Genomic DNA, 22,619 nt, shown 5'->3' on the forward strand with positions numbered 1-22,619 from the left:
TTGAGTGTCGGCGCGGAGCACGGCGGGTGCGCGGACTGGGCGGTGCTGCTCGCGTTCGTCCTCCCGGCGGCATCGCGAGCGGCGGCACCTACCGCGAGGGCCTGGTCTGCTCCGGTGGGTTCGAGACCGTCACGCTCGACGTGACGGCCACCGACCGCGCGTTCCGGCTGGCCTTGTGCTCGTCACGGGGCCAGCCAGGCCCGCCAGGTCGGCAGCAGCGTGGCGATGAGCTCGTGCGGTGCCTCGGTGTTCGGGGAGTGCATCACGCCCGGCAGCACCGCGAAGTCCGCGTCCAGCCGCTCGGCCATGTCCCGCTGGACGGCCGGGCTCCACGCGTCGTCGGCGTCACCGCACACCACCAGCGCCGGCACACCGGACGACCGCAGCGCCCGCGACAGCTTCGCGACCTGGTCCGGTTCGGAGCGCAGCCCGTTGCCCATGCCGAGCAACGCGGCGGCCGGCGACCTGAGGAAGCGGTTGCGGTAGAAGTCCTTCAGCTCCTGCGGCAGCGCGGCCCACGCCGGGTTCCGCGACGACCGCAGCTCGTTCAGCCGCTGCGTGCCCTCGACGCCCTGCTCGGCCAGCACGTGCTCGCCGACCTCCAGCACCGAACGGCGTTCCCCGGCGGGCAGCTCGGCCGGACCGGACGACATCAGCGTGAGCCCCGCGACCGGTGCGCCCGCGAACACCGCCGCACGCGCCACCAGACCGCCGTAGGAGTGGCCGAGCAGCAGCACCCGGCGGCCCTCCGCGGCGATCTTCTCGACCAGCTCCGCCACGACCGCGCCCAGCGGGCCCGGCCGGTACAGCGCCTCGTCGTCGGGACCGGCGGAGTCCTGCTGGCCGGGCAGGTCGATGGCGACCACCTCGAACCCGGCGTCCGCGATGGGGTCGAGGATCGGGCAGAAGTCCTCTTTGGACCCCGTGTACCCCGGCACCAGCAGTGCCGTCACCCGCAGCGCGTCGTCGACCGCCGGCGCGCGCAACGCCGCGATCGTGCCGTAGCGGCCGGGGAGGTCGACGCGTGCTGCCCGGTGCGGGCTGATCTGCGAGTACACCTCACGAACTATCGCAGCGCCACCAGGGTTTCGCCACGCTGCTCGAGGACCACGGGTCCGGCTGTGGCGAGCTGCACAGGGCCGGTCCAGCCGTCGCGGTTCACCCGGATCGTGCCCACCAGTGCGCCCGTGGCCTGCTCGTACACCCGCAGGCCCTCGCGCACCGGGACCAACGCGCGCCCCGCGAGCGTGGTGCCGGCACCGGACGTGGCGTCCGCGGTCCACTGTGGAGTGAGCGAGTCCTGCGCCAGCGCGACCGTCTTGGAGCCGCTGAACCAGAACACGTTCGTGGCCGTCGTGAACGACCGCGCCACGTGGCGCGGCGGGTCGGTGAAGTCGGTGGAGGGGAGGTCGACCGGCGCCTCGGAGACCTGCGAGCCGGTCTCGGCGTCGAACACGACGATGCGGCCGGGGTCGGGCAGCGCGACCGCGACCAGCCGGTCGGTGACGGCGACGACCTGGGCGTTCTTGCCGCCGGTCAGCACGCTCGCGAACACCTTGGGCTCGTCGGACTTGTCCGGGTTCGGCTTGAGGACCGTGATCCGGTCGGAGCCGTCGTCCGGGCAGCGCTCCACCAGTGCCACCCGGCCGGACGTGACGGCCATCGAGCCGTAGGAGCAGCCGACCCGCGGCTGCTTGCCCGGGTTCACGATCGCCCGCAGCGCGCCGTACTCCATCGAGCGCACCAGGTCGTCGCGGCGGTAGACCTCGACGAACCGGTCGCCGGTCGTGATGAGGTGCGAGCCCTCGTTCAGCAGCGCGGCACCCGGTTCGGCGTCACCCGTGCGCTGCGCCTTCCGCTCACCGCTCACCCCGTCGAGCGAGGTGAGCTCGGAGCAGTTGGTGCCCTTGGAGTACAGCGCCATCGCGCGGCCCCAGCCCGTGCCCACCACGCACAGCGGCAGGTCACGGGTGTAGCTCCAGCGCGCGTCACCCGTCAGCGGGTCGCGCCCGGTGACCTCGCCGCCGTCGCCGGTCACGACCGTCGACGGCTTCTCCTCGCCAGTCTCCTTGAGCTGGGTCTGGACGACCACCGGCCACGGCGTCGCACCGCTCTTCGCGCGCCAGACCTCGCCGAGCGTCGGCGGCAGGGCGGCCACCTCGGGCAGCTGCGGCCAGGTGGACGGCCCGGTGACCGACGTCGTGGCCCGTGCATCGCTGAACGCCCAGGTCAGCACGGACGCGACGACCGCGGCGACCGCGATCAGCGCGACCGCGACGAAGTCGGCGCGGGTGCGCCAGGACCTGGCACGCGGACGTTCCTCGACGGGCGCCGGGTCGTGCTCGGGCTCGTCGAGGACGTCCTCGACATCGGTGACGTCGGAACCGGGGGTGGACATGGTGATCAGTCTGCCGAAGGAGCGGCCTGTTCGGCAGAGGTTCGACGACGACGGCGCCGGCGCGGCTTGTCCGACGCGGAGCTCTCGGCGGCCTCGGCGGGTGCCTGCGCCTCGGTCTGCTCGCCCGCGAGCGACACGCCACCGCGGCTGCGGGTGCGCGACCGGGACCGCTTCGGCCTGGTCTCCTCGGCCGCCTCGGGTGCGGCCTGCTCGCCCGCGCCCTTGGTGCCGGTGCGGCGACGGCGCTTGCGCTTGCCGTCGTCGAGCTTCTCCTCCTCCTCGGCGTCCAGACCGGCCCGCGTGCGGTGGCTGAGCGGCAGCCGGCCCGTGGAACCGGACGGGATGCCCAGGTCCGCGAACAGGTGGTCGCTCGTGGAGTAGGTCTCCAGCGGCTCGTCCTGGCCCAGGTTCAGCAGGTCGTTGACCGACTTCCAGCGCGCGGTCTCGTCCCAGTCGACGAACGTGACGGCGACACCCTCGCGACCGGCGCGACCCGTGCGGCCGATGCGGTGGACGTAGGTCTTCTCGTCCTCGGGGCACTGGTAGTTGATGACGTGCGTCACGTCGTCGATGTCGATGCCGCGGGCCGCGACGTCGGTGGCCACCAGCACGTCGACCTTGCCGCTGCGGAACGCCCGCAGCGCCTTCTCGCGCGCGCCCTGGCCCAGGTCACCGTGCACGGCGGCCGCGGCGAACCCGCGCTCGGTCAGGTCGTCGGCGACCTTCTGGGCGGTCCGCTTGGTCCGCGCGAAGATCATCGACAGGCCGCGGTCGCGCGCCTGCAGCACGCGGGCCAGCATCTCCGGCTTGTCCATCGAGTGCGCCCGGTACACGAACTGCTTGGTGCGCTCGTGCGTCTGACCGGCGTCGTTCTCCTCGGCGCGGATGTGCGTCGGCTGCGTCAGGAACGTGCGGGCCAGCGTGATGATCGGGCCCGGCATGGTCGCGCTGAACAGCATCGTCTGGCGCTGGTCGGGGACCATGTTCAGGATGCGCTCGATGTCGGGGAGGAACCCCAGGTCGAGCATCTCGTCGGCCTCGTCGAGCACCAGCATCCCGACCTTGCCGAGCACCAGGTGGCGCTGTTCGGCCAGGTCGAGCAGGCGGCCCGGCGTGCCGATGACCACGTCGACGCCCTTGCGCAGCTGTGCGATCTGCCGCTCGTAGGGGATGCCGCCGTAGATCGCGGTCACGCGCACGCCCAGGTGCTTCGCCGCGGCGGTGAGGTCCTGCGTCACCTGGAGACACAGCTCACGGGTGGGTACGACCACGAGGGCCTGCGGGGTGCCGTCGCCGGGCGTGTCGAGGCGGTGCAGCAGCGGCACGCCGAACCCGAGGGTCTTGCCGGTGCCGGTGCGCGCCTGGCCGATGACGTCGTCACCGGCGAGCGCGATGGGGAGCGTCAGCTCCTGGATGGCGAACGTGCGCTCGATGCCGGCCTCGCCGAGCGCCTTGACGATCTCGTCGCGCACGCCGAGCTCGGCGAACGTGGGGGAGTCGGTGCGCACCGGGGCGTCGGCCTGCAGCGGGTGCGACGTGTCTTCGACGGGGACGGTCTCGCTGTGCTCCAGGAGAACCGGGTCCAGATGTGCTTCTACTTCAGCGGTCAGGGTGATCAGCCTCTCTCGTACCAGCGCGCACTCAGCCCTGGCCGGGCCTCTCGACCGCGCTCTCCGATGGAGCTGCGGGAAAGGTGTGCACGCACCCATTCGCGGCGCCTGCCCAGGAACGACAGGGGTCACAGCGTGGTCGTCACACTCGTCACGCCGGGCGCCTGTTGCACATTCTACCTGGAAAGACGCCTTTGACCACCTGCTACGCCGAACACGACCGGCACCGGGGCCCGCCGGGACCGCTCCCACGCCTGACGAGCACGTGCTGGGGGCACGCGGCGGGTGCGTTCGGAGCAGGCCGAGCGCGTGACGGGCGGCGTGACGGGCGGTGGGCACCGGTCGCGCCACTAGAGTTCGGGCCATGGGTGTTGCGGAGGGTGTTGTTGATCTTCTTGGAGCGCTGGCCTACGGCGAGCTCTCCGCCTTCGACCGGATGACGGAGGACTCCCGCTCGGCGCCGACGCTGTCCGGGCGTGCCGCGCTCGCGCAGATGGCCGCCGCGGAGATCGGGCACTTCACGTTGCTGCAGAAGCACCTGGCCGAGCACGACCTCAGGGTCGAGGACGCGATGGCGCCGTTCGTCACCGGGTTCGACGCCTTCCACGAGTCGACGAGCCCCAAGTCGTGGCTGGAGTCGCTGGTGAAGGCGTACGTGGGCGACGGCCTCGCCGCGGACTTCTACCGCGAGGTCGCGGCGTGGCTCGACGACGAGCCGACCCGCGAGCTGGTGCTCGCCGTGCTCGCCGACACGGGTCACTCGGCGTTCGCTGAGCGCGAAGTCCGGGCCGCCGTGGAGTCGGATCCGCGGGTGCGCGACCGGCTCGCGCTGTGGGGCCGCCGGCTGCTCGGAGAGGCGTTGACGCAGGCCCAGTACGTGGTGGCGGAGCGGGACGGGCTCTCGGAGCTGATCATCAGGGGGTCGGGGGACCTCGCCGGGATCGGTCAGCTGTTCCGCCGTCTCCAGCAGTCGCACGCGCGGCGCATGACGCAGCTGGGTCTGGGCTAGGTAGGCTCGGCCGTAGATTTTTCTCTTGAGCACGGAGGTCAGCGTGGAGGTCAGGATCGGCGTCGCGGACAGCCCGCGGGAACTCGTCGTGACCAGTGAGCTCAACCCGTCCGAGGTCGAGGCTCTGGTGGCGGACGCGGTGTCCGGCAAGTCCAGCGTGCTGTCGCTGGTGGACGCCAAGGGTGCGCGGTTCGTCGTGCCCGCTGGCCGCGTCGCGTACGTGGAGATCGGCCCGCAGGACTCGCGCAAGGTCGGGTTCGGCGCCTGAAGCACGGTCGACGAGAAGGGCCCCGGTCACCGCGACCGGGGCCCTTCTCGCTGTTCGGCGTCAGTGCCCGGCGGGCTCTTCGACCCGGTAGGGCGGCGTGGAGGTGCCGCCGACCCGGTACCGGCCCCACGGGTCCTGGTCGGTGAGCGTCCCCTCCGCCTGCCCGGTGGGGGTGCGCAGCAGCGCGGTCCGCGCGCCCGCTTCGACCCGGTTCGTGACCTCGTCGTTCTTCTTCACGCGGCCGTACCAGTGGTAGCGGCCGTCGATCGGCTGGAAGTAGCCGCGCAGCTCGACCTCGACCGCGACCTCCTCCTCCCCGAAGACGAGCGTGGCCGCGCCGGTGTAACCCTCTTCGTCGTGGTCGTGCTCGCTCATCAGTCCACCAATCGCAGCTGGGTGAGGGGCTGTTCGGGGTCGATCTGGATGCCGCCCGCGCGCAGCAGGCCGTCGATGGCGTGCCAGATGATCGTGGCGAGGTAGTCGCTGAGGTTCGCGCGGGACATGGTCTGCCGTTCGAGCCACCAGTCGCCCGCGTTCTGCACCATGCCGACGAGGCCGTGCGCCCACGGCTCGGCACCGCCGGAGTCCATGTCGAACGCGCGCAGGTAGTCGCCGAGGATTCGGGCCAGCGTCGCGGCGATGAGGTTCTTGTCCTCCTGCGCGACGTCCTTCTCCACCGGGCGGTCCACGAACGAGCCCTTGACGACGAACCGGTAGAGGTTCGGGTTCTCCTCGATGACCGACAGGTAGGCGTCGACGATCCGCTCGATGCGGGCGCGGATCGGGCCGTCGGCGGCGAGCGCGGGCCCCATCCGCTCCATCAGCAGCTCGGTGGCCTTCTGGCCGACCGCGAGGTACAGGTCCGACTTGTCGGTGAAGTGCCGGTACAGCACGGGCTTGCTGACGCCCGCCTCCGCGGCGACGTCCTCCATGCCGACGTCGGGGCCCTTCTTGGCCACGACGGCGATCGTGGCCTCCACGAACTCCGCCCTGCGCTGCTCGCGATGACCCTTCCACCGCTCACGTCGCGCGTCCGGCCCCTTGACAGTGCGTGCCATGTGACGCACGCTACCAGAAGTAACCGTTACCTCAAGTAACACTTACCGGGGAGGGCAACCGATGAGGGTCGCCGATCGGGAGAAGACGGCGGAGAGGCTGCTGAAGTCGTCCGCGGAGAAGTTCTACGACCCGGAGGTGGACATCGACTGGTCCGCACCGCTGGTCGACGGTCTCTTCTACATCCCTGAGCAGCGCATCTCGCTCTACGGCACACCCCTGTACGACTCGCTGACGCACGAGCAGCGCATCGAGCTCTCGAAGCACGAGCTGGCCTCGATCGCGTCCGTCGGCCTGTGGTTCGAGCTGCTGCTGATGCAGATGCTGGTGAAGGTCGTCTACAACTCCGATCCCACGACCCGGCACGCCCAATACGCCCTGACCGAGGTGGCCGACGAGTGCCGCCACTCCACGATGTTCGCGCGCCTGGTCGAACGCGTCGGCTGCCCGCCGTACGGCCCGGTCAAGCACACCCACCGCCTCGGCAAGCTGCTGCCGGCGATCGGCTACGGCCCCGCGATGTACGGCTCGATCCTGGTCGCCGAGGAGATCCTCGACCGCCTGCAGCGCGAGGCGATGAACGACGAGACCGTGCAGCCGCTCGTGCGGATGGTGAACCGCATCCACGTGCTGGAGGAGGCCCGCCACGTCCGGTTCGCCCGCGAGGAGCTGCTGCGCGGCATGGAGGGTCTGCGCGGCTTCGAGAAGCCGTACCAGAAGTGGCTCATCGGCTACGTCTCGATGATGATCACCCGCACGATCGTCAACCCGGACGTCTACGCGGCCGTGGGCCTGGACGTGCGCGAGGCCCGCCGCCAGGCGCTCGCCAACCCCCGCTTCCAGGAGACCATCCGCTGGTCCGGTGAGCGGATCATGTCGTTCCTGCAGGAGGCCGGACTCGTCGGAAAGCCGGGGATGCGCTCGTGGCGCCGCTCGTTCTTGATCGCCTGAACGTCGTCACGTCGGGGCCCTCGTCCGCCGGCGTGACCGCCGTCCTGCTGCACGGCTGGACCATGGACCTCACGACGTGGGACCGCGTCGCCGGGGCGTTGCCGGGCCGGGTCGTCCGCTACGACGTGCGCGGCCACGGCCGTTCCCCCGGCGAGGGCCCGTCCCCGACCCTGGCGGAACTGGCCGACGACCTCGCCGCCGTGCTGGCGGAGCACGCCCCCACGGGCCGGATCGTGCTGGCCGGCCACTCGCTGGGCGGCATGACCATCATGGCGCTCGCCGAGTCCCACCCAGAACTGTTCGCGCGCGTCACGGGGGTGGCGCTGATCGCCACGTCGTGCGGGAACCTCCCCGCGGTGAACGCCGTCGAGCGCTTGGCCGCGAAATGGCTGGTCACACGCCCGAAGATCGGGTTCGGCCGCGTGCTCGCGCCCGGTCTGCGCGTGACCTTCGGGCGCCGTCCCCGGTGGTCCGACGTGCGCGCCGCCGCGGCCATGGCGGGGAACACGACCGGGACCGCGTTCGTCGGCCTCCGCGAGGAGCTCACCCGGCACCAGCGCCGGGAAGCGCTCGCGGTGCTGTCGTCCGTGCCGACCGTGGTGATGGCCGGGTCCTGGGACCTGCTGACGCCGATGCGGCACGCGCGGGCCATCGCCGAGGCGCTGCCGTCGGCGGAGTTCGTGATCTACCCGAAGACCGGGCACATGCTGCCGCTGGAACGGTCGGAGGACGTGGCGCGACGCATCGCCGCGCTGATGTGAGCTTCGCACTCGGTCGAACGGCCCCTCGCCCGCGTGGGTGAGGGGCCGTTCGCGTCACGTCAGTGCTGCAGCGGGAACCCGCCGCCGATCCCGCGCCACGCCAGGTTGGAGATCAACGCCACCGCGTCCTCCTTCGGCACCCGGCGGTTGTCCGCGAGCCACGACCGGGCCGTGACCTGCGACAACCCGACGAGACCCACGGCCAGCAGCCGTGCGCGCTCCGGGTCGAGGCCCGCGTCGGCCGTGATGGTGTCCGTGATGGCGTCGACCGAGTCGGTGGTGGCGCGTTCGACCGCGGACTGGACCGCCGGTTCGGAGCGCAGGTCCGACTCGAAGACCATGCGGAAGGCCTGGCCCTCGCCGTCGACGAAGTCGTAGAACGCGGCCACGGCGGCGCGGACGCGGAGCTTGTTGTCCGTCGTGGAGCCGATGGCGGTGCGCACGCGGCCGACCAGCTCGTCCACGTGGGACTCGAGCAGGGCCATGTACAGCTCCAGCTTGCCCGGGAAGTGCTGGTACAGCACCGGCTTGGACACGCCCGCGCGTTCCGCGATCTCGTCCATCGCCGCGGCGTGGTAGCCGTTGGTGACGAACACGTCCTGCGCCGCTGCCAGCAGTTGCGCGCGGCGTGCGGTGCGCGGCAGTCGAACGCCCCTGCCTGCGGGTGCGCTCTGCGCCGTCTCCGTCATGGTGCCTCCAGCACTGGTCATCACTGCCGTCGGGTCGAGCGCCGGCCGACCGCGGCGTGGCCAACCTTACTCGCTGGTAGCCCACTTGAGGGAACCATCTCCCGCCCGGTTCCCGCATCCTGGGGAGATGAGCACGCTGATCCCCGCCCCGCTGTCCACGGCCGAGCTGCCGCCGCTGGACACCGACCAGCCGCCCTGGCCGGGTGAGTTCTGCCGGATCGACGACCACGAGGTGCACGTCAGGGTCACGCCGGGGAACGGGCCGCCCGCGGTCTACGTGCACGGGCTCGGTGGGAGCGCGACCAACTGGACAGACCTCGCGGCGCAGCTGCGGGACCACGTCAGCGGCTCCTCGATCGACCTGCCCGGCTTCGGGCGGTCGGAGCCGATCCCCGGCTACGACTTCAGCCTCGCCACGCACGCCCGCACGGTCATCGGCTACCTGGAGACCCGCGGCGAGCCCGTGCACCTGTTCGGCAACTCCATGGGCGGTGCGATCTCGGTCATCGTCGCCGCGACCAGGCCGGACCTGGTCCGCACGCTCACGCTGGTCTCGCCGGCCGTGCCCGACCTGCGGCCGCGCCTGGACCGCATGTCCGACCCGCGGATGGCGCTCGCCGTGCTGCCGGTCATCGGCGCGAGGGTGCGCCGCGAGCTCGCGAAGCTGACCCCGCACGACCGCACCCGGCAGATGCTCCAGCTCTGCTTCGCGGACCCGAGCATCGTGCCCGACAACCGGATCGAGGAGTCGATCGCGGAGAACGAGGAACGCGCGCGGCAGCGGTGGGCCGGCCGGGCGCTCAACCGCAGCACCGTCGGGTTGATGACGCACTGGCTCACGCCGGGCGCGAAGTCGCTGTGGCGGTTGTTGCCGCAGGTCCAGGCGCCGACGCTGGTGCTGTGGGGCGAGCACGACCGGCTGGTCAGCGTCCGCAAGGGACCCCGCACTGCGCAGCTGCTGCCCAAGGGACGACTGCTCGTGCTGCCCAACACCGGGCACGTCGCCCAGATGGAACGGCCCGCCACCGTCGCGAGGGCGGTGCTGGGCATGTGGGAGGCGGTCGACCGGCACTCGTGGTGACGAACGACGGCCATACAGGGGGTGTGGGACCCTGGGCGACGTGAATCGCGCCCCCGAGCGAGGACGAAGTGCTCCGCCCGCAGACCGCTACCGCCGTGGCGCGCGGCGGACCAGTGCGGAACCGCTCGCCGCCGCCTGGGAGCCGGAGGGCACCGGGCGGCTGCAGCGACCCCGCAGGCCCGGTGGCGTGAAGCGGCTCGTCTCCCACTACGGCTGGCGGATCTACGCGATCCCGGTGCTGGTCGTGCTCACCGCGCTCGTGGTGCTCGACACGGTCCAGCCGAAGACGCCGACCGGCGACGCCGGGGGCACCAACGCCGCCGAGACGCCGGTCAACCCCGTCGAGCCGCCCGCGACCGAGGTGCAGGGGCAGAAGCCGCAGCTCAACATCCCCACCGCCGAGCTGCCGCCGGGCCCGGACTTCTCGCAGGACGGCGTCGGCACGTTCAAGGCCGTGCCGGGCAGCGGCCCGCGCGTCGGCGAGGCGAACGCGGCCAAGTTCCGCCGGTACGCGATCGCCATCGAGGACGGCGTGCGGCCCGCGGACTACAACGACGACGCGGCGGCGTTCGGGCGCACGGTCGAGGGCTTCCTGTCCGACCCGCGCAGCTGGATCGGCACGAAGACGGTCGCGCTGCAACGGGTCGAGGCGAACCAGAACCCCGACTTCACGATCATCCTGACCAGCACGAAGACGACGCACGCGATCTGCGGCAAGGAGATCCCGTTCGAGACGTCGTGCTACGACAACCAGAGCAAGCGCGTGATCATCAACGTGGCCCGCTGGGTGCGCGGCGCCATGGTCTACAGCCGCGACCTGTCCGGGTACCGCAACTACGTGATCAACCACGAGGTCGGTCACGCCCTGGGCAGCGGCCACGCGGCCTGCCAGGAGACCGACGCGCCGGCCCCGGTGATGATGCAGCAGACGTTCGGCGTCTCGAACGACTTCGTCGCCCAGCTCAACGCCGGTCTGGACGTGGTGCCCGCCGACGGCAAGGTGTGCAAGCCGAACGCGTTTCCCGCTGGGTGAGACGGCTTTCCAACGGGGAAGAGTCGAGGCAGGGTAGACGTTGTCTCGGACACGGAGACATTCGTCGAGGAGGACCAGCATGGCGCTTCCGCCGCTCGTTGAGCCAGCCGCGGAGCTGACCAAGGAAGAAGTCGCGCGCTACAGCCGGCACCTGATCATCCCGGACGTCGGGGTGGACGGGCAGAAGCGGCTGAAGAACGCGAAGGTGCTCGTCGTCGGCGCGGGCGGCCTGGGCAGCCCGGCACTGCTGTACCTGGCCGCGGCCGGGGTCGGCACGCTCGGCGTCGTCGACTTCGACGTCGTGGACGAGTCGAACCTGCAACGCCAGGTCATCCACGGCCAGTCCGACGTCGGCCGCCCCAAGGCCGAGTCCGCGCGCGACTCGGTCGCGGAGATCAACCCGTTCGTCAAGGTCGTGCTCCACCAGGCGCACCTGAACTCCGAGAACGCGCTGGAGATCTTCCGCGACTACGACCTGATCCTCGACGGCACGGACAACTTCGCCACGCGGTACCTGGTGAACGACGCCGCGGTGCTGCTGGGCAAGCCGTACGTGTGGGGCTCGATCTTCCGGTTCGAGGGCCAGGTCAGCGTCTTCTGGGAGGACGCGCCGAACGGTCAGGGCCTCAACTACCGCGACCTCTACCCGGAGCCGCCGCCTCCCGGCATGGTCCCCTCGTGCGCCGAGGGCGGCGTGCTGGGCGTGCTGTGCGCGTCGATCGGCTCGATCATGGTCACCGAGGCGATCAAGCTGCTCACGGGCATCGGTGACCCGCTGCTGGGCCGCCTGATGGTCTACGACGCGCTGGAGATGTCCTACCGGACCATCAAGATCCGCAAGGACCCGGAGTCGCCGAAGATCACCGAGCTGATCGACTACGAGGCGTTCTGCGGTGTCGTGTCCACGGACGCGCAGCAGGCCGCCGCGGGCAACACGATCACGCCGCTCGAGCTCAAGCACAAGCAGGAGTCCGGCGAGGACTTCCTGCTGGTGGACGTCCGCGAGCCGCACGAGTACGAGATCGTGAAGATCCCGGGCTCGGTGCTCATCCCGAAGGACAAGATCCTTTCGGGTGAGGCGTTCTCGGAGCTGCCGCAGGACAAGCCGCTCGTGCTGCACTGCAAGTCCGGCGCCCGGTCCGCGGAGGCGCTCGCGGCGCTGCACAAGGCGGGTTTCTCCGACGCCGTGCACGTCGGCGGCGGTGTGCTGGCGTGGGCCCGCGAGGTCGACCCGAGCCTGCCGACGTACTGATCCCTCCTCGCTCGACGGCGTCTGCAAGTACTGCCAACCACCCTGTTGGTGGTACTTGCAGACGCCGGAGCAGGGGACCCGAACGTGGTGACGTGAAAATCGGTCGTGTCGTGGTCCACCACCCGGACGGTCCAGCCAGGTAGCGTGCCCAGCCGTGACCCGCAGTCCCGAACCGCCCCCAGCGCACGTGCGTGCGGCGTTCGGGGCACGTGACGCCGAACCAGAGCTCATCGACGGCGGCCCCGCGTGGCGGTGTGGCGACGCCACGATCCGCCCGGCGCCCAGGCCCGCCGAGGCCACCTGGATCGCCAAGACCCTCGACAACCTCGACGTGCCGAACCTCAGGATCGGCCGCCCGCTGCGGTCCACCGACGGCCGCTACGTCGTCGGCGGCTGGTCGGCCACCAAGTTCCTCGCCGGCCGCGCCGAGGCACGCCACGACGAGGTGATCGCCGTCGCCCAGCGCCTGCACCAGGCCACGGCGGACCTGCCCAGACCCCGGTTCCTCGACGCGCGCACCGACGTGTTCGCCGTCGCCGACCGCCTGGCGTGGGGCGAGGAGGACGTGCCGCTCGACGCCGACCTCGGCGGCCGGCTGTTCGAGCTGCTCGCCGAGGTGCAGAAGCCGATCAACCTCAAGCCGCAGGTCGTGCACGGCGACCTGTTCGGCAACGTGCTGTTCGCCGGCACCGCGCCGCCCGCGGTCATCGACTTCGCCGCGTACTGGCGGCCGGCCGAGTGGGCTGCGGCCGTGGTCGCGGTGGACGCCGTCGCGTGGGGTGGCGCGGACGCCGGCCTGTTCCACCGGTGGAGCCACCAGGCCGAGTGGGAGCAGGCGCTGGTGCGGGCGGTGCTGTACCGGCTGGCCGTGCACGCGTTGCACCCGTTGTCAACGCCGCGGTCGTTTGCGGGCTTGGAACGAGCTGCTCACCACGTGACCGAGCTGCTCTGAGCGGGCCATTTTCCCGGCCCGAAACATGGCGGAGCTTCGGGTTAACGCGCGCTTCTTAGCGTCAGCGGCGTGACCCATTGCCCGTACTGCGCGCTCCAGTGCGCCATGAGCGTCATCGACGGCCAGGTGGCCCCCGGCCCCGGTGGGCTGTGCCAGAAGGGCTGGACGGCGGGGGAGCTGCTGCGCCATCCAGGCCGCCTCACCACGCCGTTGGTCCACGGCGAATCCGCCTCGTGGGACGAGGCGATGGACTACGTGGTCAACAGGATCAGGACTTGCGAACCCGACGAGGTCGCCGTGTTCGGTGGCGGCGGGCTGACCAACGAGAAGGCGTACCTGCTGGGCAAGTTCGCCAGGGTCGCGCTGAAGACCTCGCAGATCGACTACAACGGCCGGTTCTGCATGTCGTCGGCCGCGGCGGCGGGCAACCGGGCGTTCGGGCTGGACCGGGGCATGCCGTTCCCGCTCACCGATCTGCGGACCGCCGACACGGTGCTGCTCGCGGGCTCCAACCCGGCCGAGACCATGCCGCCGTTCCTGCGGCACCTCGAAGGCGCCCGGCTGATCGTCATCGACCCGCGCCGCACGGCCACGGCGGAACGCGCCACGCTGCACCTGCAGCCCGCACCGGGCACGGACCTGGCGCTGGCACTGGGACTGCTGCACACCGCGGTGATCGAGGGCTTGGTCGACAAGGAGTACGTCGCCGAGCGCACCACCGGGTTCGACGACGCCTGGCGGATCGCCGCGCAGTGGTGGCCGGAGCAGACCGAACGCGTCACGGGCGTGTCCGCCGCCGACCAGCGCGCGGCCGTGCAGATGCTGGCCGGGAGCTCGTACGTCCTCACCGGGCGGGGCACCGAGCAGCACGCGTCGGGCACCGACACCGTCTCCGCGTGGATCAACCTGGCGCTCGCGCTGGGCCTGCCGGGCAGGACCGGTTCCGGCTACGGCTGCCTGACCGGGCAGGGCAACGGCCAGGGCGGTCGCGAGCACGGTCAGAAGGCCGACCAGCTGCCCGGTTACCGCAAGATCGACGACCCGGCGGCCCGCGCGCACGTCATGGCCGTCTGGGGCGTCGACGAGCTGCCGGGTCCCGGCCGCAGCGCCTACGAGCTGCTCACCGCCGACGACCTGAAGGCGATGCTCGTGTTCGGCAGCAACCCGGTCGTCTCGGCGCCGCGCGCGGCCCACGTCACCGAGCGGATGAAGGCGCTGGACCTGCTGGTGGTCGCCGACTTCGTCCTGTCGGAGACCGCCGCGATGGCGGACGTCGTGTTCCCGGTCACGCAGTGGGCCGAGGAGGACGGCACGATGACCAACCTCGAAGGCCGGGTCATCCGCCGCCGCAAGGCGCTCGACCCGCCGCCGGGTGTCCGCAGCGACCTGGAGCTGATCAACGGCCTGGCCGCGCGCCTCGGCGTGCCGACGGGGTTCCCGACGTCGCCGCGCGAGGCGTTCGAGGAGCTGCGGAAGGCCTCGCAGGGCGGCCTGTCCGACTACTCCGGCATCACCTACGAGCGGCTCGACGCCGAGCAGCTGCACTGGCCGGTGCCCTCGACCGACCACCCCGGCACCCCCAGGTTGTTCCTGGACCGGTTCGCCCACGCCGACGGTCTGGCGCGGTTCGTCCCGGTCGACCACACCGGCCCGGCGGAACCGCCGGACGCCGAGTTCCCGTTGCAGGCCACCACCGGGCGGGTCTTGCAGCACTACCAGTCGGGTGCGCAGACGCGGCGGATCGGGGAGCTGGCCGCGGCCGTTCCCGGGACGTACGTCGAGGTGCACCCCGATACGGCCGCGCGGGCGGGACTCGTTCCCGGCGAGCCCGCGCACGTCGTGTCCAGAAGAGGTCGTGTCACGGCCACCGTGCGCTGCGTGCCGAGCATGCGCGTCGACGCGGTGTTCCTGCCGTTCCACTTCCCCGGTGACGGGCGGGCGAACCTGCTCACCAACCCCGCGCTCGACCCCACGAGCCGGATGCCCGAGTTCAAGGTCTGCGCGGTGCGATTGGAGCGGGCATGCGACGAGTCGTGATCGTCGGGTACGGCATGGCGGGTGCACGGCTGGCGGACGAGCTCCGCCGCCGTGACCAGGACATCTCCATCACCGTCATCGGAGCCGAGCCGCACGCGGCGTACAACCGCGTGCTGCTCTCAACCGTGGTCGCCGGGACCATGATTCCCTCAGCGACCCGCCTCCACGACGAATCCTGGGCCGCCACCCACAACATCGACCTCCGCCTCTCCCACGAGGTCGTCTCCCTCGACCGCGTCACCCGAACGGTGGACGTCAGGTGCACGCGGGGCGCTTTCGTACCCTCAGAGAGCACGGAAGGGCCCCGCGTGCACCTTCCCCTGGATGTCACGCGGGAGTCCCGCGTTCCCCTGGGGGGTACGCGGGGGCCCCGCGTGACCGTCGCGTACGACGCGTTGGTGTTGGCGACGGGGAGTGTGCCGTGGGTGCCGCCGGCCGAAGGGCTCGTCGAGGACGGGAAGCTCGCCGACGGGGTGGTTGCCTTCCGGACGTTGGACGACTGCGCGCGGATCGAGGCCAAGGCGCAGAAGGGCATGCCGGTCGCGGTCCTGGGCGGTGGCCTGCTGGGCATCGAGGCGGCACGCGGCCTGGCCGGGCGGGGCTGCCTGGTCACGGTCGTGCACCCGGTCGGGCACCTGATGGAACGCCAGCTCGACCCCGGCGCCGGCAGTGTCCTCGCGCGCACCCTCGGCAAGCTCGGCATCGAGTTCCGGCTGAACGCGCTGGCCGCCAAGTACCTGCCCGGTGACGGCCTGGTCCTCGACGACGGCACGCACGTGCCCGCAGAGCTGGTGGTCGTCTCCGCCGGTGTGCGGGCGGAGACCGGGCTGGCGGTGCGGGCGGGACTGGACGTGGACCGCGGCATCGTCGTGGACGACGCGCTGCGCACCAGCGACCCGCGCGTCCACGCGATCGGCGACTGCGCCCAGCACCCCGGCACCGTCTCCGGTCTCGTGCAGCCCGCGTGGGACCAGGCCGCCGTGCTCGCCGACCGGCTGACCGGCGCGAACCCGGCCGCGCGCTACAGCGGCACGTCCGTCGTGACCCGGTTGAAGGCCCGCGACGTGGACCTCGCGGCACTGGGTGACGTGCACACCGACGTGGACTGCCCCGACTCGGAGGTCCTGTGCTTCCAGGAACCCTCCCGCGGCCGCTACGCCAAGCTGGTGCTGCGCGACGACCGGGTCACCGGCGCGATCGTGCTGGGCGCACCGGACGCGGCCGCCACGATCACCCAGCTCTACGACCGCGGCATCCCCGCGCCGACCGACCGGCTGGCGCTGCTGCTGGGCCGGGCGCTGCCCGCGGAGGCCGCGTCACCGGCGGACCTGCCGTCCAGCGCGGTGATCTGCCGCTGCAACACCGTCTCCAAAGGACAGATCGTGTCCGCGTGGCGTGCGGGCGCGGAGTCGTTGCCGCAGCTCGCGGAGGCCACGCGGGCGACCACGGGCTGCGGTGGCTGCAAGGACGCCGTGTGCGGGCTGCTCGACTGGCTCGGGGCCTCACAACCGGCCACCGCGTGATGTGCGGCGGAGTTGCCGCCGCCGTCATCGACCAGAACCCCCTGGTAACGCGCGGTTCCTAGGTTTCTCGGCAATCGCCGACCCCGCGGAGGACGTACATGAGCTGGATCGACCACTGGGAGCCGGAGAAGCCCGAGTTCTGGGAGTCCACCGGCAAGCGGATCGCACGCAAGAACCTCGCGCTCTCCATCTTCGCGGAGAACCTCGGGTTCAGCGTCTGGGTGCTGATGAGCATCGTGGTGGTGAGCCTCGGCCCGGTCGGGTTCGACTTCAGCGTCGGCCAGCAGTTCTGGCTGCTGATCGTGCCGAACCTGGTGGGCGCGGTGCTGCGGGTGCCCTACACGTTCGCGGTGCCGCGGTTCGGCGGGAGGGTCTGGACGACGATCAGCGCGGGACTCCTGCTGATCCCCTGCACGATGCTCGCCCACGCGGTGTCCACGCCCGGCACGCCGTACTGGTTCTTCCTGCTCACCTCGGCCGCCATGGGCCTGGGCGGCGGGAACTTCTCGTCGTCGATGGCGAACATCTCGTTCTTCTACCCGGAGGGCAAGAAGGGCCTCGCGCTCGGCATGAACGCCGCCGGCGGCAACCTCGGCGTCGCGATCACGCAGCTCATCGTGCCGGTCGTCATCACGCTCGGCACCGGCATCCACCTGGCCTACGCGGCGCTGATCTGGATGCCGTTCATCGTGGTCGCCACGCTGTGCGCCTGGTTCTTCATGGACAGCCTCACCCAGGCCAAGCCGGACGGCCAGTCGTACAAGCTGGCGCTGTCCAACAAGCACACCTGGGTGATGTCGTTCCTGTACATCGGGACGTTCGGGTCGTTCATCGGCTACTCGTTCGCGTTCCCGTCGCTGATCAAGCTCAGCTTCGTGGACCACAGGGGCTGGGTGGCGCTCGCGTTCCTCGGCGCGCTGATCGGCTCGGTCGCCCGGCCCGCCGGCGGGTGGCTCGCCGACCGGGTCGGTGGCGCGAAGGTGACGCTGGGCACGTTCGTGGGGCTCGGCGTCGGCACGATCGGCGTGATCATCAGCGTCGACACGAAGAACTTCGCGCTGTTCTTCGGCTCGTTCATCGCGCTGTTCGTGCTGGCCGGCGTCGGCAACGGCTCGACGTACCGGATGATTCCGGCGATCTTCCGCACGCAGTCGGACGACGACAAGTCCGCCAAGCGCCAAGCCGCCGCCGTGGTCGGCATCGCGGGCGCGGTCGGCGCGGCCGGTGGCGTGCTGGTGAACCTGGTCTTCAAGTTCTCGCTGGAGGGCTCGAAGACGCTGACGCCCGCGCTGACCGCGATCCTCGTGTTCTACGCGTTCTGCCTGGGCACCACGTGGTGGTTCTACCTGCGGCGCACCGTCTTCGCGGCGCGGCCGTCCTTGGCCTACGCGGGCGTGTAACAGCTCGGACACACAGCTGACCTCGGCACGACACACCGCCCGGTGACGATTCCGGGTGGAAGGAGGGACTCCGATGACTCGAACCCTGGTCGTGATCGGCCACGGCATGGTCGGCCACCGGCTCACCGAACTCCTGCACGACTCCGGGTGGCGGATCGTCGTGTTCGGCGAGGAGTCCCGCCCCGCCTACGACCGGGTCGCCCTGTCGTCCTATGTGGACACGTGGAGCTCCGCCGGCCTGGAGCTGCCCGCGCTGAGCGGGTGCGAGCTCCGCCTCGGCGAGAAAGCGGTCTCCGTCGACCGGGAACGCCGGGTCGTCGTGGGCGCCTCCGGTGTCGAGGTCGGCTACGACGCGCTGGTGCTGGCCACCGGCTCCGTGCCGTTCGTGCCGCCCGTCCCCGGCCGGGACCTGCCCGGCTGCCACGTCTACCGGACCATCGACGACCTGGACGAGATCCGGGCGACGGTCCAGGCCGCCGACCGGCCGGGCCGGCACTCCGGCATGGTGCTCGGCGGTGGCCTCCTCGGCCTGGAGGCGGCCAACGCGCTGCGCGGCATGGGGGTCTCGCCGCACGTCGTGGAGCTCGCACCCCGGCTGATGCCGATCCAGGTCGACGACGGCGGCGCCGGACTGCTGAAGCGGCTGGTCGAGAAGCTCGACCTGACCGTGCACACCGGCACCTCCGCCTCCTCGATCGAACGCGACGGGTCGCGGTTGATCGCCAAGCTGGCCAGCGGTCTGGAGCTCGACCTCGACGTCGTGGTGTTCAGCGCCGGCATCCGGCCCCGCACCGACCTGGACCTCGGGCTGGAGCTGGGACCGCGCGGCGGGTACCTGGTCGACGGTTCCTGCCGCACCGCCGACCCGCACGTGTTCGCGATCGGCGAGTGCGCGGCGGTCGAGGGCGTGACGTACGGGCTGGTAGCACCCGGTTACGCGATGGCCGAGGTGGTCGCGGACCAGCTCTCCGGTGGCACGAAGGTGTTCCCCGGTGCGGACGTGTCGACGAAGCTGAAGCTGCTCGGCGTGGACGTGGCGTCGTTCGGTGACGCGCACGCCACGACCGAGGGTGCGCTGGAAGTCGTCGTGAACAACGCCGTCGCGGGCACGTACAGCAAGCTCGTGGTGTCCGACGACGCGAAGACCCTGCTCGGCGGCGTGCTGGTCGGTGACGCGTCGGCCTACCCGTCGCTGCGCCCGCTGGTGGGCAAGGAGGTCCCCGCGGCGCTGTTGCAGCCGGGTGCGGCCGTCGACGTGGACATGCCGGCGGACGCCCAGGTCTGCTCGTGCCACGCCGTCACCAAGCAGACGATCACCGACGCCATCGGGTCCGGTGTGGCGTGCGACGTCGCCGAGCTGAAGGCGTGCACCAAGGCGGGCACGGGCTGCGGTTCGTGCGTGCCGATGCTGAAGAAGCTGCTGACCGACTGCGGCGTCGAGCAGTCCAAGGCGCTGTGCGAGCACTTCACCCACTCGCGCGCGGAGCTGTTCGAGATCGTCCGCGCGACCCGGATCACGACGTTCACCGCGCTGGTCGAGAAGCACGGCAGCGGGCGCGGGTGCGACATCTGCAAGCCCGCCGTGGCCTCGATCCTGGCGTCGCTGAACAACGGGCACATCCTCGGCGAGGCACAGGTCTCGTTGCAGGACACCAACGACCGGTTCCTCGCGAACATGCAGCGCAACGGCACCTACTCGGTCGTGCCGCGCATCCCCGGCGGCGAGATCACGCCGGAGAAGCTCATCGTGATCGGCGAGGTCGCCCGCGACTTCGGGCTCTACACGAAGATCACCGGCGGGCAGCGGATCGACCTGTTCGGCGCGACGGTCGACCAGCTGCCGCAGATCTGGCGCCGCCTGGTCGACGCCGGCTTCGAGTCCGGGCACGCGTACGGCAAGGCGCTGCGCACGGTGAAGTCCTGCGTCGGCACGACCTGGTGCCGCTACGGCGTGCAGGACTCCGTCGGGCTCGCGATCGACCTGGAGCTGCGCTACCGCGGCCTGCGGTCGCCGCACAAGCTCAAGTCCGCGGTGTCGGGGTGTGCGCGCGAGTGCGCGGAGGCCCGCAGCAAGGACTTCGGCATCATCGCGACCGAGAACGGCTGGAACCTCTACGTCGGCGGCAACGGCGGCTTCACACCCCGCCACGCCGACCTGCTGGTGTCCGATGTGGACACGGAGACGCTCATCCGCACCATCGACCGGTTCCTGATGTTCTACATCCGCACCGCGGACCGGTTGCAGCGCACTTCGGCGTGGCTGGAGGGCCTCGACGGCGGCCTCGACCACCTGCGCGAGGTGGTCGTGGACGACGAGCTCGGCATCTGCGCCGACCTGGAGGCCGCGATGGACGCCCACGTCGGTTCGTACGCCGACGAGTGGAAGGGCGTGCTGGAGGACCCGGAGAAGCTGGCGCGCTTCACGTCGTTCGTCAACGCCCCTGGCACCCCCGACCCGTCGATCTCGTTCCGCGCCGAACGCGGTCAGCGCGTTCCCGTCCAGCTCGGCATCCCGGAGGTCGTGCGATGACGAAGGTCTGTGACTTCGCCCTGCTGCGCCCGGAACAGGGCGTCGCGGCCCTGCTCCCCGACGGCTCGCAGGTGGCCGTGTTCCTGACCGCGGAGGGCACCCTGCACGCGCTGGACAACGTCGACCCGTTCAGCGGCGCTGCGGTGCTCTCCCGCGGCATCCTCGGTGACCGCGGCGGTGTGCCCGTGGTCGTGTCCCCGGTCTACAAGCAGGCCTTCGAGCTGGCCACGGGCAAGTGCCTCGACTCGCCCGAGGTGTCGGTCGCCGTGCACGGGGTGCGTGTGCGTGACGGTGTGGTGGAGCTGACGTGACCGGTCCGCTGGCCGGGTTCACCATCGGCGTCACCGCCGCCCGCCGTGCCGACGAGCTCATCGCGCTGCTCGAACGCAAGGGTGCCGCGGTCCTGCACGGCCCGGCCATCCGCATCGTGCCGCTGCCGGACGACACCTCGTTGCTGGCCGCGACGTCCGCCCTGCTGTCGGCGCCGGTCGACGTGGTCGTGGCGACCACCGCGATCGGCTTCCGCGGCTGGTTCGAGGCCGCGGAGGGCTGGGGTCTGGGCGCGCGCCTGCACCGCGCCCTGTCGTCGGCCGTGGTGCTGCCGCGCGGCCCGAAGGCGAAGGGCGCGGTGCGGGCCGCCGGCCTGACCGAGACGTGGTCGCCGTCGTCCGAGTCGAACGCCGAGCTGCTGCAGTACCTGCTGCGGATGGGCGTCTCCGGCAAACGCGTGGCCGTGCAGCTGCACGGCGAACCGCTGCCGGACTTCGTCGGCACCCTCCAGGCCGCGGGCGCCGACGTCGTCGAGATCCCGGTCTACCGCTGGGAACCGCCCGCCGACCCCGGCCCGCTGGAGCGGCTGATCGACGCGGTGCTCGACGGCCAGGTGGACGCGCTGACGTTCACCAGCGCCCCGGCCGCCTCGTCGGTGCTGCGCACGGCCGGAGACCGCCGCGCCGACCTGGTGGAGACCCTGCGCCGCACCGTGCTGGTGGTCGGCGTCGGCGCGATCACCGCAGGTCCCCTGGTGGCCGCAGGAATCCCGGTGGTGCAGCCGGCCCGCTCGCGCATCGGCTCGATGGTGCGCGAACTGGCCGTCGAGCTGCCCGCGCGGGCGACCCGGCTGCGGATCGCTTCGCTGGACATGGAGATGCGCGCCCAGGCCGTGGTGATCGACGGCGAGCTGCGCCCCGTCGCACCGGCGCCGATGGCGGTGCTGCGCACCCTCGTCGCCGCCCGCGGACGGGTGGTGTCCCGGCAGGAACTGCTGGCCGCCCTGCCCTCCGGCGGCGAGGAACACGCCGTGGAGACGGCGATCGGACGGCTGCGGACGGCATTGGGGGCGCCGCAGATGGTGTGCACCGTGGTCAAGCGCGGATACCGACTCGCGATGGAGCCCGCATGAAGCTCGTCCTGGCCTTCCACGGCACGCGGAACCCGCGCGGGGTCGCGGTGTGCGAGGAGATCGCGGCCCTGGTGCGCGCCGCGGTGGACGCACCCGTCGCGGTCGCGTACGCCGACGTGCTCCAGCCGGACGTCCGGTCCGTTGTGGACGGTCCGTGCGTCGTCGTGCCGGTGTTCCTGGCGGCCGGGTACCACGTGCGGGTGGACATCCCGGAGCAGATCGGGTCACGCCCCGGGGTCGTGGTGACCGAGCCGCTGGGCGTGGCCGCGGTGCCGGCGGTGGTGGACCGGTTGCGCGAGGCCGGGGTCCGGCGCGGCGACCTGGTGGTGCTCGGCGCGGCCGGTTCGTCGGACGCGCGGGCCCTGGCGGACGTGCGGCGGGCCGCGGTGCTGGTGGGGGCGGAGGCCGTCGGGTACGTCGCCACGGCCACGCCCCGGATCGCGGACGTGGTGGCCTCGGTCCGCCACGGCGGGCGGCGGGTCGTGGTGGCGTCGTGGTTGCTGGCGCCCGGTGTCTTCCAGGGCGGGCTGGCCGGGTGCGGGGCGGACGTGGTGGCGGAACCGGTCGGGGCGCATCCGCTGGTGGTCGAGGCGTTGGTGCGGAAGTACCGAGAGGGCGTTGCGGGGGTGCGCAGGTCGGCGTGAGCGCGAGGCCGGTCGCCGACCTG

21 protein-coding genes are annotated in these 22,619 nt (G+C 71.6%); 15 read left to right on the top strand and 6 right to left on the bottom strand.

All coding sequences use genetic code 11. The features are described 5' to 3' along the window. Nucleotides 1-182: 182 nt before the first annotated feature. From ACZ7CH_RS18555 to ACZ7CH_RS18565, 3 genes are read right to left on the bottom strand one after another with little or no spacing between them, the layout of a single operon-like run. Nucleotides 183-1,058: an alpha/beta fold hydrolase gene (locus tag ACZ7CH_RS18555; protein ID WP_360386315.1), complete on the bottom strand. Its 876-nt coding sequence runs from the start codon at nt 1,056-1,058 to the stop codon at nt 183-185. Between the two features lie 8 nt (nt 1,059-1,066). Continuing rightward, nucleotides 1,067-2,398, bottom strand: coding sequence for an Rv3212 family protein (locus ACZ7CH_RS18560; RefSeq protein WP_360386318.1), 1,332 nt, complete (start codon nt 2,396-2,398; stop codon nt 1,067-1,069). Between the two features lie 5 nt (nt 2,399-2,403). After that, on the bottom strand, nt 2,404-4,107 hold the full coding sequence (locus ACZ7CH_RS18565) for a DEAD/DEAH box helicase (RefSeq protein WP_360386320.1): 1,704 nt from the start codon (nt 4,105-4,107) through the stop codon (nt 2,404-2,406). A 265-nt stretch (nt 4,108-4,372) separates the two neighbouring features. On the opposite strand from ACZ7CH_RS18565, the gene ACZ7CH_RS18570 reads away from it, so the two are divergent. Then, nucleotides 4,373-5,017 (top strand): ferritin-like fold-containing protein, encoded by a 645-nt coding sequence (locus tag ACZ7CH_RS18570; RefSeq protein WP_360386323.1) that lies wholly within the window; start codon nt 4,373-4,375, stop codon nt 5,015-5,017. A 43-nt stretch (nt 5,018-5,060) separates the two neighbouring features. Then, complete coding sequence (locus ACZ7CH_RS18575; RefSeq protein WP_053739329.1) at nt 5,061-5,285, top strand: DUF3107 domain-containing protein; 225 nt, start codon at nt 5,061-5,063, stop codon at nt 5,283-5,285. Between the two features lie 60 nt (nt 5,286-5,345). Here the strand turns inward: ACZ7CH_RS18575 and ACZ7CH_RS18580 are convergent, their stop codons facing one another. Together ACZ7CH_RS18580 and ACZ7CH_RS18585 are read right to left on the bottom strand one after the other, a co-directional pair. After that, entirely contained in the window at nt 5,346-5,660 is a 315-nt protein-coding gene (locus ACZ7CH_RS18580; RefSeq protein WP_360386325.1) for a DUF4873 domain-containing protein, read from the bottom strand. Further along, entirely contained in the window at nt 5,660-6,343 is a 684-nt protein-coding gene (locus ACZ7CH_RS18585) for a TetR/AcrR family transcriptional regulator (protein WP_360386328.1), read from the bottom strand. Before ACZ7CH_RS18585 ends, ACZ7CH_RS18580 begins: the two co-directional genes overlap by 1 nt. 61 nt (nt 6,344-6,404) lie before the next feature. Between ACZ7CH_RS18585 and ACZ7CH_RS18590 the strand changes: the two genes are divergently transcribed. Together ACZ7CH_RS18590 and ACZ7CH_RS18595 are read left to right on the top strand one after the other, a co-directional pair. Continuing rightward, entirely contained in the window at nt 6,405-7,292 is an 888-nt protein-coding gene (locus ACZ7CH_RS18590; RefSeq protein ID WP_360386331.1) for an AurF N-oxygenase family protein, read from the top strand. Then, nucleotides 7,265-8,053, top strand: coding sequence for an alpha/beta fold hydrolase (locus ACZ7CH_RS18595; protein ID WP_470369381.1), 789 nt, complete (start codon nt 7,265-7,267; stop codon nt 8,051-8,053). The genes ACZ7CH_RS18590 and ACZ7CH_RS18595 overlap by 28 nt, the downstream gene beginning before the upstream one ends. A 59-nt stretch (nt 8,054-8,112) precedes the next feature. Here the strand turns inward: ACZ7CH_RS18595 and ACZ7CH_RS18600 are convergent, their stop codons facing one another. Continuing rightward, a complete protein-coding gene (locus tag ACZ7CH_RS18600; protein WP_360386336.1) occupies nt 8,113-8,742 on the bottom strand; it encodes a TetR/AcrR family transcriptional regulator in 630 nt (209 codons plus the stop codon). 127 nt (nt 8,743-8,869) lie between these two features. Here ACZ7CH_RS18600 and ACZ7CH_RS18605 point away from each other — a divergent pair, with 127 nt between their 5' ends. The 11 genes from ACZ7CH_RS18605 to ACZ7CH_RS18655 all read left to right on the top strand — a co-directional run bounded on the left by ACZ7CH_RS18605 (nt 8,870) and on the right by ACZ7CH_RS18655 (nt 22,596). Next, a complete protein-coding gene (locus tag ACZ7CH_RS18605) occupies nt 8,870-9,823 on the top strand; it encodes an alpha/beta fold hydrolase (RefSeq protein ID WP_360386339.1) in 954 nt (317 codons plus the stop codon). Between the two features lie 40 nt (nt 9,824-9,863). Beyond that, nucleotides 9,864-10,856, top strand: coding sequence for a DUF3152 domain-containing protein (locus ACZ7CH_RS18610; protein ID WP_470369377.1), 993 nt, complete (start codon nt 9,864-9,866; stop codon nt 10,854-10,856). A gap of 79 nt (nt 10,857-10,935) precedes the next feature. After that, nucleotides 10,936-12,108, top strand: coding sequence for an adenylyltransferase/sulfurtransferase MoeZ (gene moeZ, locus ACZ7CH_RS18615; protein ID WP_360386343.1), 1,173 nt, complete (start codon nt 10,936-10,938; stop codon nt 12,106-12,108). Between the two features lie 154 nt (nt 12,109-12,262). Beyond that, nucleotides 12,263-13,060: a TIGR02569 family protein gene (locus ACZ7CH_RS18620; protein WP_360386346.1), complete on the top strand. Its 798-nt coding sequence runs from the start codon at nt 12,263-12,265 to the stop codon at nt 13,058-13,060. 105 nt (nt 13,061-13,165) lie between these two features. Further along, on the top strand, nt 13,166-15,097 hold the full coding sequence (locus ACZ7CH_RS18625; RefSeq protein ID WP_470374452.1) for a molybdopterin oxidoreductase family protein: 1,932 nt from the start codon (nt 13,166-13,168) through the stop codon (nt 15,095-15,097). Then, nucleotides 15,082-16,620, top strand: a complete 1,539-nt coding sequence (locus ACZ7CH_RS18630; protein ID WP_470374398.1) for an FAD-dependent oxidoreductase — start codon at nt 15,082-15,084, stop codon at nt 16,618-16,620. The genes ACZ7CH_RS18625 and ACZ7CH_RS18630 overlap by 16 nt, the downstream gene beginning before the upstream one ends. 98 nt (nt 16,621-16,718) lie before the next feature. Next, nucleotides 16,719-18,020 carry an MFS transporter gene (locus ACZ7CH_RS18635; protein ID WP_470374399.1) on the top strand — a complete coding sequence of 434 codons (1,302 nt, stop codon included), beginning with the start codon at nt 16,719-16,721 and terminating at the stop codon, nt 18,018-18,020. 73 nt (nt 18,021-18,093) lie between these two features. After that, entirely contained in the window at nt 18,094-20,550 is a 2,457-nt protein-coding gene (nirB, locus tag ACZ7CH_RS18640) for a nitrite reductase large subunit NirB (protein ID WP_470369374.1), read from the top strand. Next, the gene (gene nirD, locus ACZ7CH_RS18645) at nt 20,547-20,861 is read left to right on the top strand and encodes a nitrite reductase small subunit NirD (RefSeq protein ID WP_360386357.1); all 315 of its coding nucleotides are present in this window, start codon (nt 20,547-20,549) and stop codon (nt 20,859-20,861) included. Before nirB ends, nirD begins: the two co-directional genes overlap by 4 nt. Then, nucleotides 20,858-21,952 carry a uroporphyrinogen-III synthase gene (locus ACZ7CH_RS18650; RefSeq protein ID WP_470374400.1) on the top strand — a complete coding sequence of 365 codons (1,095 nt, stop codon included), beginning with the start codon at nt 20,858-20,860 and terminating at the stop codon, nt 21,950-21,952. The genes nirD and ACZ7CH_RS18650 overlap by 4 nt, the downstream gene beginning before the upstream one ends. Next, nucleotides 21,949-22,596 carry a sirohydrochlorin chelatase gene (locus ACZ7CH_RS18655; protein ID WP_470374401.1) on the top strand — a complete coding sequence of 216 codons (648 nt, stop codon included), beginning with the start codon at nt 21,949-21,951 and terminating at the stop codon, nt 22,594-22,596. The genes ACZ7CH_RS18650 and ACZ7CH_RS18655 overlap by 4 nt, the downstream gene beginning before the upstream one ends. The last annotated feature ends 23 nt before the right edge of the window (nt 22,597-22,619 follow it).

It is taken from the genome of Lentzea sp. NPDC037011 (genome assembly GCF_055607425.1).